9 protein-coding genes are annotated in these 12,552 nt (G+C 70.8%); 4 read left to right on the top strand and 5 right to left on the bottom strand.

Features of this window, described 5'->3' with window-relative positions:
* Positions 1-72: 72 nt before the first annotated feature.
* The 4 genes from VKV26_21500 to VKV26_21515 form a co-directional block, all read right to left on the bottom strand.
* A complete protein-coding gene (locus VKV26_21500) occupies positions 73-2,418 on the bottom strand; it encodes a xanthine dehydrogenase family protein molybdopterin-binding subunit (GenBank protein ID HLZ72490.1) in 2,346 nt (781 codons plus the stop codon).
* Between the two features lie 148 nt (positions 2,419-2,566).
* The gene (locus tag VKV26_21505) at positions 2,567-3,508 is read right to left on the bottom strand and encodes an alpha/beta hydrolase (protein ID HLZ72491.1); all 942 of its coding nucleotides are present in this window, start codon (positions 3,506-3,508) and stop codon (positions 2,567-2,569) included.
* A gap of 157 nt (positions 3,509-3,665) precedes the next feature.
* The gene (locus VKV26_21510) at positions 3,666-5,201 is read right to left on the bottom strand and encodes a sulfatase-like hydrolase/transferase (protein ID HLZ72492.1); all 1,536 of its coding nucleotides are present in this window, start codon (positions 5,199-5,201) and stop codon (positions 3,666-3,668) included.
* Positions 5,202-5,248: 47 nt separating this feature from the next.
* Positions 5,249-6,658 carry an amidase gene (locus VKV26_21515; protein ID HLZ72493.1) on the bottom strand — a complete coding sequence of 470 codons (1,410 nt, stop codon included), beginning with the start codon at positions 6,656-6,658 and terminating at the stop codon, positions 5,249-5,251.
* A 205-nt stretch (positions 6,659-6,863) separates the two neighbouring features.
* On the opposite strand from VKV26_21515, the gene VKV26_21520 reads away from it, so the two are divergent.
* The 3 genes from VKV26_21520 to VKV26_21530 all read left to right on the top strand — a co-directional run bounded on the left by VKV26_21520 (position 6,864) and on the right by VKV26_21530 (position 11,203).
* The gene (locus tag VKV26_21520) at positions 6,864-7,268 is read left to right on the top strand and encodes a hypothetical protein (protein ID HLZ72494.1); all 405 of its coding nucleotides are present in this window, start codon (positions 6,864-6,866) and stop codon (positions 7,266-7,268) included.
* Positions 7,269-7,384: 116 nt separating this feature from the next.
* Positions 7,385-9,703, top strand: coding sequence for a DEAD/DEAH box helicase (locus VKV26_21525; protein HLZ72495.1), 2,319 nt, complete (start codon positions 7,385-7,387; stop codon positions 9,701-9,703).
* Between the two features lie 126 nt (positions 9,704-9,829).
* Positions 9,830-11,203, top strand: coding sequence for a ribonuclease H-like domain-containing protein (locus tag VKV26_21530; protein ID HLZ72496.1), 1,374 nt, complete (start codon positions 9,830-9,832; stop codon positions 11,201-11,203).
* A gap of 24 nt (positions 11,204-11,227) precedes the next feature.
* Here VKV26_21530 and VKV26_21535 read toward each other — a convergent pair whose 3' ends face one another.
* The gene (locus VKV26_21535; protein HLZ72497.1) at positions 11,228-11,647 is read right to left on the bottom strand and encodes a nitroreductase family deazaflavin-dependent oxidoreductase; all 420 of its coding nucleotides are present in this window, start codon (positions 11,645-11,647) and stop codon (positions 11,228-11,230) included.
* Positions 11,648-11,849: 202 nt separating this feature from the next.
* Between VKV26_21535 and tmk the strand changes: the two genes are divergently transcribed.
* On the top strand, positions 11,850-12,551 hold the full coding sequence (gene tmk / locus VKV26_21540) for a dTMP kinase (protein ID HLZ72498.1): 702 nt from the start codon (positions 11,850-11,852) through the stop codon (positions 12,549-12,551).
* The last annotated feature ends 1 nt before the right edge of the window (position 12,552 follow it).

Here is a 12,552-nt window from a genome sequence, read left to right on the forward strand (position 1 = left end):
AAATCGGGACGAGGAAATAGAAAAGAGGGGTACGAGCGCGAGGTCCGCCGGCTATTTCCTATTTCCTTCATTCTATTTCCTGTCTCCTCCTATTTCCTCGTTCCTCCCCGCCAGCGCGTTCCAGACCCGCAGCGGCGTGAGCGGCAGGTCGATGTGGCGGATGCCCAGCGGCGCCAGCGCGTCCATCACCGCGTTGGCGATCGCCGGCACGCTGCCGATCGTGCCCGCCTCGCCCACGCCCTTGATGCCCAGCGGATTGATCGGCGAGGGCGTGACCGTGTGGCCGATCGAGAGGCGCGGCAGGTCTTCGCTGTGCGGGATGGCGTAGTCCAGGAAGCTGCCGGCGATCGGTTGGCCGCTCTCGTCGTAGACCGCTTCTTCGAAGAGCGCCTGGCCCACGCCCTGGGCGATGCCGCCGTGCACCTGGCCGGCGACGATCAGCGGGTTGATCACCGGGCCGCAGTCGTCCACGCCGTCGAAGCGCAGGAACTGAATCGCGCCCGTGTCGCGGTCGACTTCGACCATCGCCAGATACGCGCCGAAGGGGAAGGTTGTGCCCTCGCCCTGGTAAAACGTCTCGGCCGCCAGCCCCGGTTCGACGCCGGCCGCGCCGCCGTAGGCCCGCGCCGCGACCTGGGCGAAGCGCAGGCCGCGGTCCGGCGCGTCCACCGGCTCAATGCGGCTGTTGACGAAGCGCAGATCGTCGGGGCTGGCGTCGAGCATGTCGGCGGCGATGCGGCGCATCTTCTCCTCGACCTGGCGCAGCGCCAGGTAGACGGCGGAGCCGCCCATCACCATGCTGCGGCTGCCCATCGTGCCGGTGCCTTCGGCGACGAGGGCCGTGTCGCCCTCGTGGATCGTGACGCTGTCCATGGATACGCCCAGCACCTCGGCCGCGATCTGCGAGAGGGTGGTCTGGTGGCCCTGGCCGTGCGCCGAGATGCCGGTGGCGATCGCGACCGCGCCCGTGCGGTCCACGCGCACGGAGGCATACTCCCAGCCGCCCACCTGGCCGCCGGTGCTCTCCACGTAGCAGGAGAGGCCGAGGCCGACCAGCCGCCCCGCGGCGCGGGCCGCGTCACGCTCGCGCAGCAGCGCCGCGTAGTCGCACTGCTCCAGCAGCGTATCCAGCGCCTTGCGGTAGTCGCCGCTGTCGTAGGTGAGGCCGGTGACGGTCGTGAAGGGGAAGGCGTCGGCGGGGATGAAGTTCTTGCGGCGCAGCTCGACCGGGTCCATCGGCAGCTCGCGCGCCAGCAGGTCGATCGCGCGCTCCATAAAGTAGACGGCTTCGGGCCGGCCGGCGCCGCGATAGGGGCCGGTCGGCGGCTTGTTGGTGAAGACCTCGGTGAGCAGCACGTGTGCCGCGTCGAAGCGGTAGACGTTCGGCGCGAGGCGCACGGTCTGGTGCGGCCAGCCGGCGGTGATCATATTGCAGGTGTAGCCCAGATCCGCGATCACGCGCAGCCTGAAGCCGAGCAGCGTGCCGTCGCGCTTCGCCGCCAGCTCGACGTAGCCGACCTGGCCGCGGCCGTGCTGCGTGGTGGAGAAGGACTCGCTGCGCGTCTCGATCCACTTGATCGGCCGGCCCAGCCGCTGGCTCAGCAGGCAGGCGATCGTCTCTTCGTTGTAGGTGTTGCCCTTGGCGCCGAAGCCGCCGCCCATCTCCGGCACGATCACGCGGATGCGGCCTTCGGGCAGCTCGGTCAGGCGCGAGAGCACCCAGCGCATGCGGTGCGGCGCCTGCGTCGTGCTCCAGACGGTGAGCGAGTTCTCCCAGGGCTGGAAGGCGGCCACGACGCCGCGCGTCTCGATCGCACAGATCGCCAGGCGCGGGCAGGTCATGCGCTGGCGCACGATCACGTCGGCCCCGGAAAAGGCGGCGTCGATCTCGCCGCTGCCCGCCGGCTGGTCGCGGATCAGTGTGTTGCCGGGGAAGTCGGGCCAGAGCTGCGGCGCGTCCGGCGCGAGCGCCGCCTCGGCGTCGACCAGCGCCGGCAGCGGATCGTAGTCGATCGCGATCGTGTCGGCGGCGTCGACGGCCTGGGCGCGGGTTTCGGCCAGCACCACGGCCACCGGCTCGCCCACCATGCGCACGATGTCGCGGGCGATCAGGTAGCGCGGCGGCTGCTTCGGGCCGGGGTTGGGCGGGAAGGGCGGGATCGTGGTTTTGGCTTCGTCCGCGGTGATCACCTCGACCACACCGGGCATCGCCCGTGCGGCCGCGGCGTCGAACGCGGTGATGTGCGCGTGGGCGTAGGGCGAGCGCACGACGGCCATGTGCAGCATGCCCGGCAGGGTGATGTCGTCCACGAAGATCCCGTGGCCGGTGATCAGCTTCGGGTCTTCGCGCCGCTTGATCGGCGTGCCGTACCAGCGGGCGTGCAGGAAGGGGCCGGCCGCGTGCTCGGCTGTGGTCACGATGTAGACCTCTCCGTGGTGTGCAGTAGCGCGGTAGTGGTTCGAGCCTCGGGGCAGGGAACCAGGAAGTAGGAACGAGAAAATAGGAAATAGGGAGCACCTGGCCGCGCCATCGTCCCCCTATTTTCCATTTCCTTCATGCTATTTCCTAGTTCCTCGTTCCTATTTCCTCTCTCGTCTCCTCGTCCACCCTCAGCGGCTCCAGCGTCGCGTCGCCGGTGAGGAAGCGCAGGACGACGCGGTTGTGTTCGTTGGCGTGCTCGAACTGCGCCCAGTGGCCCGTGTCTTCCGCGCAGTAGTAGCAGGCGCCGGGAATCGCGGCGGCCAGCCGCTCGCCCATCGCCGGCGGCACCATGTTGTGGTCGCCCCAGTAGACGAGTGTGGGCGCCGTGATCCGGCCCAGCTCCTTCTCGGTCATCAGGTACTTTTGCGAGGGCAGCTCCGGCCCGCCGCCGTAGTGCGCTACGACCTGGCGCAGGGAGGCGTTGGTGGCGGGGTTGCTGTAGAGCTTCTGGCGCAGGGCGATCAGCTCGTCGGTCAGCCGGTCGGGGTTGGCGAGCAAGGGCAGCATGCGCCTGCGGATGTTCTCCCAGCTCGGGTCATCCAGGTAGGCAAGCTGGCGTGTGCCGGCGGTGCGCGATGGAGTGGCTGCCGCCGGCTCGCTGCCCGGCGCCGGCGCCAGCTTGAACCCCTGGGCCGTGGTCAGCACCAGCTTGCGCAGCCGATCGGGGTGCTCGTAGGCGAGGCGCTGCGCCGTCCAGCCGCCCATCGACTGGCCCTCGATGTTGGCCGCGGCGATGCCCTGCCAGTCAAGGAAGTCCACGACCTGGTCGACGTAGGTGGGGATCAGCTCCGGGTTGAAGGGCGGCTGCGGGCCGAGGCCGTGCCAGACGCAGTCGAGCGCGAAGACGTGGAAGTGCTGGGCGTAGGGCATCAAGTTGCGGCTGAAGTTCTCGACGTGGCCGCCGCCGCCGTGCAGCAGCAGCAGCGGCTCGGCCCTGGGCGAACCGGCCTCAAGGAAGCGGCCGGGATACTTGCGGCCGTCGAAGCGCACCCGCGCCCCCAGCAAATCGACCCAGATCGAGGCCATGCTGCACCTCTCTGCGGCTCAAGCGATGCGCCCGCGCTACGGCGTCGTAGCGCGGGTGCGACGATCATCTCTGCAGCGCAGCATGCAACGCATCGGTGGCCCGCCACAACTTGCGCCGGCCGGATATGTGGCCGGCGCGCGCGGCCGGCTGGCGTCTTCAGGCGAGGCCCAGGCGCACGAGCTGGTCGTCCGGCGCCTCGATCGCCTGCAGCGCCTGGCGCAGGCGGTCGGCGTAGTCGCGCTCCAGCGGCGTGCCGGCGAGGTTTTCCTCCTGGGCGGGGTCGTTGCCGAGATGATAGAGCTGGTTGCCGCTGAACGGCCCGGCCGCCCAGTAGGGCAGCAGGTCGCCGGCCTGAAACGGCTGGCGGATCACCGGGATGCGCGTGCCCGGCATGTGATCGAGCGCGGCGCGTTCGTCGGGCGGCGGCAGGCGCAGCCGCGGCTGCGAGGGCACCGGCATCGTCGTCCAGCGGTTCGACCAGAGCGAGAGCGGCGCGTTGGCGCCCGCCGGCGCCCGGCCGTACGTCAGCTCGCCGTCGATCAGGTTCACCTCGCGCCCCCAGACGCCGGCGAGGGCGTAGTCACGCACCTGCCGCGCCCGGCCCTCGATCAGCGGCAGCAGCGAGACGCCGTGCGTGCGCTGTGCGGGCGTGACCCCGAAGATCGCACAGAGGGTGGCGAAGATGTCGGCCGTGGTGGTGAGGGCGGCGACGTCGTGCGGCGCCACGCCCGGCCAGGCGATCAGCAGGGGGATGTGCCCCAGCGGCTCGTAGAGCGGCGAGCGCGGCTTGCCCCAGATGTCCTTCTCGCCCAGGTAGTGGCCGTGGTCGGTGAGCACGATCACGGCGGTGTCTTCCCACAGCGCCCGCCGGTCGATGGCGTCGAGCATGCGGCCGAACCAGGCGTCGATCAGCGTCAGCTTGGCGCCGTACTGGGCGCGGAGCTGCCGCGCCTGGCGGTCGTTGATGATGCCCTTCGCGACGGCGCCGACGGCGTAGGGCGGCCAGATCAGGTGCGGCCCCTGCCAGCTCTCGTCGTAGCGGCGGGCGTAGGACTCGGGCGTGTCGAAGGGCTCGTGCGGGTCGAACTCATCCACGAAGAGGAAGAAGCGATCGTGGGGCGGCGCGTGCTGGTCCAGCCAGCGGGCAGCGGCGCGCATCGTGCGCGGGCCGGGGAAGTCGTCCTCGTCGCGGAAGTAGCCGCGCGAGTTGTCGTAGGGCATGAAGCTGCGGCCGAACAGCGGCGCGCCCAGCCAGGAGGGATCGGGCCGCGTCTTCCAGGGGTCGGACTCGTGCCCGCGCTCGTACTCCCAGGCGGAGAAGTCGGTGTGGTAGTTCTCGCCGCCGACTTCGAAAAGGTGCGGGTGGTCGGAGATCAGCAGGCTCGTCACGCCCGCCTCGCGCAGCGAGAGCGTGATCGCCTGCTCCCAGACTTCGATCGAGCCCCAGGGTTTCCAGAGGAAGTCGAGGGCGCCGCAGAGCAGGTCGTGGCGCGCGGGAATGCAGGGCAGCGAGCCGGTGTAGTGCTTCGTGAAGGTCAGCGCCCGCCGGGCGAAGCGGTCGAGGTTCGGCGTCGCGAACTCTGTGCCGCCGTAGGCGCCGAGCATGTGCCGGTTGAGGCTGTCGAGCAGGATCACGATCGCGCGCGCGGGCAGCGCCGCCTGTGTCTCGTTCCCGCTGCCGTTCGTGGCCATCGCCGTCCTCGCGCTTCGTTCTCTGGCAGCCGCGCCGGGCGTTCCGCTCAGCCGCGCGGGTCGATCGGCGTGCGCGGCGGCTCGTGCGCCTCGATGATCTCGCCGGCGTCGAGGCAGAGGTCCTCGCGGTAGCGGCGGGAGGCGATCTGCACGCCCAGCGGCTGTCCCCCGTGCTCCCCGACCGGCACGGCAAGGCCGGGCAGACCGAGCACGGGCAGCGTGAGCTGGAAGAGCAGCGCGTCGAGCATGCGCAGAGCGCCGGCAGTGCCCTGGGTGTCGGCGTCGGCCGGCAGGCCGACTTCGCCGCAGGCGGGCATGACGATGAGCGGATAGGTCTCCATGAAGAGCTGCCAGCGCCGCAGCAGCGTGTCGCGTTCGGCCAGTGCCAGCAGATACTCATCGAGGCCGGCACCACCCTTCAGCTCGCACCAGTTGGTGATGAACTGCGTCAGGCCGGGGTCGTCGATCTCCGCCAGCAGCGGCCGCAGCGAGGCGTTCAGGTCGGAGAGGCCGATCGGGTGCCAGAGGTCCGCCACGCGTTTCAGGTCGGGCGGCTCGATCTCCTCGACCTGCCAGCCGGCGGCGGCGAGACAGGCGCCCGCCCGGCGCACGGCCGCGGCGACGGGCGGCTGCACCGCGATGCCGGCCGGCTCGGCCACGATCGCGACGCGCAGTGGCCGGGACAGCGGCTCACCTGTAAGCGGCGCCGGCGTCCACAGCGGATCGCGCGGATCGCGCACCGCCATCGCCGCCAGGGCGAGGCGCAGGTCGCGCACGCTGCGCGCCAGCGGCCCGTTCACCGCCATCAGCTGGCCGGACATGCGCCGCGGCGCCGTGGCCGTGGCGTTGAAGGAAGCGACGCGGCCTGGACTGGGGCGCAGGCCGGCGACGCCGTTGCAGTAGGCCGGCCAGCGGATCGAGCCGCCGATGTCGTTGCCCTGGGCGATGGCGCCGATGCCGGCGGCGAGCGCAGCGCCGGCGCCGCCGCTGGAGCCGCCGCAGGTGACCGCCGGGTTCCAGGGGTTCAGCGTGCGGCCGTGCAGGCGGTTCTCGGTCATGCCGCGCATCGACATCGCCGGCGCGTTCGTGCGGCCGATCACGATCGCGCCGGCGCGGCGCAGGCTGCCCACCTGTGGGCTGTCCTCCGTGGCGATCAGGTCCTTGAATTTCACCACGCCGTTGTCGGTGGGGCAGCCGGCCTGGTCTGAGTTGATCTTGGTGGTGACGGGCACGCCGTGGAGCGGGCCGAGCGCCTCGCCGGCCCGCCGGCGGGCGTCCGCCTGATCGGCCTGCGCCAGCGCCTCGTCGGTGAGCACGCGCACCACGGCGTTGATGTGCGGATTCACCGCCTGCAGGCGTTCCAGGTGCGAGGCGACGGCCTCGCGGGCGCTGACGCGGCCGCCGCGAATCAGCGCGGCGAGCGCGGTGGCGTCGAGCCGCCAGAGTTCGTCCGTCATGCTGCACCTCGCTCGGGCGGAGGGCCGAGGCGGGTGGCGCTTGCCCCGCCGGTCAGCCGGCCCGCGGCTGGAGCATACACCGCGCGGCCCCGGCCGCGCAGCCGGCGCATGTCGGGCCAATATGTCAAGTCGCGTTCGTCGTGTCGATGCTCATCGCGGGCGCAATCCGGTGACATGGTCTCCGCGCGGGCGTAGTCTGAACGGCATGGACGCGATAGAGGAGGGGCTGATCGAAGAACTGCGGGACGAGGTCGCCTTCCTGCGTCGACTCACCGAACACCAGGCCGAGGTGATCGCCCAGCTTACGGCGCGGGTGCCGCCGTTGCCGCAGCAGGATCCGCCCGCCGGTCATCCCAACGGTGCCAGGGCTGACGAGAAGCGGTCTGCGACGGCGCAGAGGATCCCACCGTCGGCGTGGCAGCGCTGGCGCGAGGCGCGTGCCGGGCTCGGCGCCAGCTTAACGATCACGGGAGTAGTCGCGGGCCTTGCCGGCCTGTTGCTTCACGTCGCCCTGCGGAATCAGGTCATCGACACCTCCGTTCACCTGGGCTACATCATCGGACTCAGCGGCCTGCTGCTGCTGCTGGCCGGGCTGTTCATCATCTTCTGAATGCGCCCGCGCCCTTCGCCGTATGCCCTCGCATTGACATCCCATAACAGCCGCTCGTACGATGCGGAGCGAATGGCGAACAGGTGTGCGCCTTTGCGGGAGGCTGCGCGGTGGCGCTGCTCGAGACGCTGCAACGCCTGCGCACCGGCCGCGAGCACGCCGGCAACTTCGCCGCCTGGCGCACGCTGCCCGCCCGCGCCGCCGAGTTTGCCGGCTTTCCCGACTGGCTCGACGCCCGGCTGGCCGAGGCGCTGCGCTCGCGCGGCATCGCCTCGCTCTACAGCCACCAGCGCGCCGCGGCCGAGGCGGCGCACGCCGGCCGCAACCTCGTCGTCGTCACGCCCACCGCCTCCGGCAAGACGCTCTGCTACAACCTGCCCGTCCTGCAGGCCATGCTCGACGACCCGGAGGCGCGGGCGCTCTATCTCTTCCCCACCAAGGCGCTCTCGCAGGACCAGTACGCCGAGCTGCACAGCCTGATCGACGCCCTGGGCGCCGAGATCAAGACCCACACCTACGACGGTGACACGCCCGGCGAGGTCCGCCGCGCCGTGCGTTCGGCGGGCCACATCGTCGTCACCAACCCGGACATGCTGCACACCGGCGTGCTGCCGCACCACACCAAGTGGGTGAAGCTGTTCGAGAACCTGCGCTTCGTCGTGATCGACGAGCTGCACACCTACCGCGGCGTCTTCGGCAGCCACCTGGCCAACCTGGTCCGCCGGCTGCGGCGTATCTGCCGTTTCTACGGCTCCGACCCGGTCTTCATCTGCTGCTCGGCCACGATCGCCAACCCACGCGAGCTGGCCGAGACGCTGCTCGCCGCGCCGGTCGAGCTGATCGACCGCAACGGCGCCCCGTCGGGCCAGAAGATCGTCGCCATCTACAACCCGCCGGTCGTCAACCGCCAGCTCGGCATCCGCCGCAGCTCGGCCTTCGCCGTGCGCAGCATCGCCTCGGAGCTGCTGCGTTCCGGCGCGCAGACGATCGTCTTCTCGCCCTCCCGGAGTTCGGTCGAGGTCTTGCTGACGTATCTGCGCGGCGCCTTGAAGCAGCTCCCCGGCGCGCCGGAGCGCGTGCGCGGCTACCGTGGCGGCTATCTACCGCTGGAACGCCGCGCGATCGAGCGCGGCCTGCGCGACGGCAGCGTGCGCGGCGTGGTGGCGACGAACGCGCTGGAGCTGGGCATCGATATCGGCGGCCTGGAAGCTTCCGTTCTGCACGGCTACCCCGGCTCGCTGGCCAGCACCTGGCAGCAGTTCGGCCGGGCCGGGCGGCGCGGCACGCTCTCCTTCGCCGTGCTCGTCGCCACCTCAAGCCCGCTGAACCAGTACATCGCCACCCACCCGGAGTTCGTCTTCGAGGGCGTGCCGGAGGCGGGGCGCATCAACCCGGACAACCTGATCATTTTGTCCAGCCACCTGAAGTGCGCCGCCTTCGAGCTGCCCTTCGCCGCCGACGAGCAGTTCGGGGCGCAGACGGCGGAGCTGCTGGAGCTGCTGGCGGATGAAGAGGTGCTCTACCGCTCCGGCGACCGCTACCACTGGAGCGCGGAGTCGTTTCCAGCCGAGTCGATCAGCCTGCGCAGCGCCGCGATCGACAACTTCGTGGTGATCGACACCGGGCAGGGGCCGCCCGGACCGGACGGCGGGCCGAAGCCGCGCGTGATCGGCGAGGTCGACCGACCCTCCGCGCCGACGCTGATCCACGATGAGGCGATCTACATGCACGGCGGCGAGCAGTATCACGTCGATCGCCTCGACTGGGAGGAGAAGAAGGCGTACGTCCATCGCGTCGACGTGGACTACTACACCGACGCCAACCTGGCCGTCGATCTGAAGGTGCTGGAGGCGTTCGAGAGCGGCGAGGCCGGCGCCGCGACGCGCTATCACGGCGAGGTGGCGCTGAGCTTCGTCGCCACGGTCTTCAAGAAGATCAAGCTGGACACGCACGAGAACGTCGGCTGGGGCAAGATCCACCTGCCGCAGGAGGACCTGCACACCGCGGCCTACTGGTTCGCGCTCGGTCCCGAGGCGACGGGCGAGCTGCGCGGCGACGAGCTGCAGGGCGGGCTCTGGGCCGTGGGCAACCTGCTGGTCAACGTGGCGCCGCTCTTCCTGCTCTGCGACCCGCGCGACGTGCGCGCCGTGGCGCAGGTGAAGTCGCCCTTCAGCGGCGCGCCGACCGTCTTTCTCTACGAGAACCACCCCGGCGGTGTCGGCTTTTCGGACCGGCTCTACACCGAGCACGAACGCCTGCTCACCGCGGCCCGCGCCCTGGCCCGCGCCTGTCCCTGCCAGAGCGGCTGCCCGTCCTGCGTCGGCCCGGCGAACGAGCTCTCCGGCGACCCGAAGGCGGCGGCGCTGGCGCTGCTCGCCCGCGCGAGCGAGGAACGAGGAAAGAGGATGAAGGAAATAGAAAATAGGAGTGGCTAACCGTCACTGTTTCCTATTTCCTCAGCACAGGGAAGAGGGACAAAGGAGACGAGGAACAAGGAAAGCGGAACGAAGAGCGGCTAACCATCACTATTTCCTATTTCCTCGTTCCTATTTCCTCGGCACATGGACGAACCTGTCAGCAGTAACCTGTCATCTGTCACCTCGCCCGGCCGCTCCCTGCGGGAGAAGCTGCGCGGCCTCGGCGCCCTCCCCGCCGCGCCGCCGATCACCCGTCACCCTGCGCCCTACGCCCCACGCCCTGCGTCCTCCCCGGACATCGCCGAGCTGATGCCCGGCTTCTGGCAGGATACGCCGGACGGCCGCATCTTCATCGTCGAGCAGCGCTTCGAGCTGGACCACCTGCACGGCGCGATTCCCCTGCGGCGCACGCTGGCGGTGCGCGGCGCCGTGGTGGCGCGTATCGGCCGCAACCCGGCGCTGGACGGCATCGCCGCGGAGCGGGTGCTCTACCTGGACACGGAGACGACCGGCCTCTCCGGCGGCACGGGCACGTACGCCTTTCTCGTGGGCATCGGCCACTTTTGCGACGGCGGCTTCCGCCTGCGCCAGTACTTCCAGACCGATTTCGGCCAGGAGCCGGCGCTGCTGCGGGCGCTGGCCGACTACCTGCCCGCCTTCGATGCGGTCGTGACCTTCAACGGCAAGAGCTTCGACCTGCCGCTTCTGGAGACGCGCTTCACGATCAACGGCCTGCTGCGCGGCAAGGCGCATGGCCCCAACGTGCGCGAGCTGCCGCACCTCGACCTGCTGCACCCGGCGCGGCGCATCTACCGCGACCGCTTCGGCTCCTGCCGGCTAGGCGAGCTTGAGCAGCAGGTGCTCGGCCTGACGCGGGTGGAAGACGTGCCGAGCTGGGAGATCCCTGCGCTCTACTTCCGTTATGTGCGCACGCGCCGCTTCCGCGCGGTGCAGCCCGTCTTCGATCACAACGCGCTGGACGTGCTCTCGCTGGTGACGCTGCAGGCGCACCTCTGCGACCTGTTCGGCGGCGACGGCGCCCGCTGCGCCGAGGACCGCCTGGCACTGGGCCGCGCCTGCGAAGCCGACGGCCTGGCGGCCGAGGCGATCGCCAACTACCGCGCGGCGCTGGAGATCGGCCTGGGTCCGGCCCTGCGGCACGACTGCGAGCGGCGGCTCTCCCTGCTCCTGCGCAAGCTCGGCCGCTGGGAGGAGGCGGTCGAGCTCTGGCAGGCGGTGATCGCGCGCCCGCGCAACCAGCAGCTCTACGCCTACGTCGAGCTGGCCAAGTTCCACGAGCGCGCGGCCCGCGACTTTTGTGGTGCGATCGAGTGCACGCGGCAGGCGCTGGCGCTATTGGAACGCCACCACCTGCGCTACGGCGCCGCCAACGCCGCCGACCGCGAGGCGCTGCTCGCCCGCATCGCCCGCCTCGAAGCGCGGGCCGAGAAGGCCGCGGCCGTGGCGGCGCGGCCGGCCCGGGTGCGACGGCGGGAGGCGGCCGGCCAGGCGGAGTGAGCGAGAGCGGGTGCGAAGGCGCGGTCAGCCGGCGCGACGCTCCAGCGCGACGACCGGAATCCGGCGCGATGTCTTGGCCTGGTATCCGGCGAAGGCGGGGCGCAGCCGCGCCTGCTCGGCGTACAGGCGGTCGCGTTCCTCGCCCGTGAGCACGGTGGCCTTGACCGGGATCGTCTCCGTGCCGACCTCGATCGTGGTCTCGGGATGCGCCACCAGGTTGTGGTACCAGGCCGGGTGGTTCGGCGCGCCGCCTTTGGAGGCGATGATCACGTAGCGGCCGTCGCTGGGGAGATAGACGAGCGGCGTGGTGCGGCGCGTGCCGCTCTTCGCGCCCGTCGTCGTCAGCAGCAGCATCGGCGCGCCGGCGAAGGGCTCGCCCACGCGGCCGGCGTTGGCGCGGAACTCCGCGATGATGCGCTCGTTGAAGTCGTTCTGGGTTGTCATCCGTTCATCCCCTGTGCCTCGGCCGTGGTGCTGGAACGCTCCGTTTTGGCGCGGGTGTCGGCTGAAATCATACCCGCCGCGGGCCTTCAGCGGGCGGCATGGCTGCTTCCGGGTCCTCATCACCGTACCTCACCGGACCGCGCGCCGGCGGCTGCGCTCGGCGAGATATCCCGCGTATCCTGCTCACGAGGTGCAACGCCCCGTGACCGAACAAGCCCCACTGCCCGGCCTCCTCCCCTTCATCAGCTTCGAGGGCGGCGAAGGCAGCGGCAAATCGACGCAGGCGCGGCTGCTGGCGGAGCGGCTGCGCGAGCATGGCCGCGAGGTCGTGCTCACGCGCGAGCCGGGCGGCACGCCGATCGGCGAGCAGTTGCGGGCGCTCGCCCGCAAACCGGCGCTGGCGCGGCGCTTTCACCGTGAGCTGACCGGCGGCGACTGGCAGCGGCTCGACCCGCTGGCCGAGCTGTTCCTGATGGAGGCCTCGCGCGCCCAACTCGTGGCCGAGCTGATCCTGCCCGCGCTCGCACGCGGCGCCGCCGTGATCAGCGACCGCTTCGACGACTCGACGCTGGCCTACCAGGGCGGCGGGCGCGGCCTCGATGTCGAGCGCTTGAAGCTGGTGAACGCGGTGGCGACGCGTGGGCTGCGGCCGGCGCTGACCGTGCTGATCGATGTGCCGCCGGAGATCGGACTGCAACGCAAGCGCGCTGAGCAGGGCCGCGACGCGATCGGCGGCGAGACGCTGGCCTTTCACACGCGCGTGCGCGAGGCGTATCTGCGTTTGGCCGCGGCCGAGCCGGAGCGCTGGCTGGTGCTCGACGGTACGGCATCGCTGGAGAGCCTGGCCGCCGGGGTCTGGGAGCGTGTTTCGGCCGTGCCGGCGTTGCGGGTCCGTGCGGACTGAG

It is taken from the genome of Dehalococcoidia bacterium (assembly GCA_035310145.1).
Lineage (GTDB): Bacteria > Chloroflexota > Dehalococcoidia > CAUJGQ01 > CAUJGQ01 > CALFMN01.

Bases quoted from the DNA above. Each gene is read 5' to 3' on its own strand.
- VKV26_21515 (HLZ72493.1), bottom strand. From the start codon at position 6,658: ATGACGGACGAACTCTGGCGGCTCGACGCCACCGCGCTCGCCGCGCTG.
- VKV26_21520 (HLZ72494.1), top strand. From the start codon at position 6,864: ATGGACGCGATAGAGGAGGGGCTGATCGAAGAACTGCGGGACGAGGTC.
- VKV26_21530 (HLZ72496.1), top strand. From the start codon at position 9,830: ATGGACGAACCTGTCAGCAGTAACCTGTCATCTGTCACCTCGCCCGGC.
- VKV26_21505 (HLZ72491.1), bottom strand. From the start codon at position 3,508: ATGGCCTCGATCTGGGTCGATTTGCTGGGGGCGCGGGTGCGCTTCGAC.
- VKV26_21535 (HLZ72497.1), bottom strand. From the start codon at position 11,647: ATGACAACCCAGAACGACTTCAACGAGCGCATCATCGCGGAGTTCCGC.
- VKV26_21510 (HLZ72492.1), bottom strand. From the start codon at position 5,201: ATGGCCACGAACGGCAGCGGGAACGAGACACAGGCGGCGCTGCCCGCG.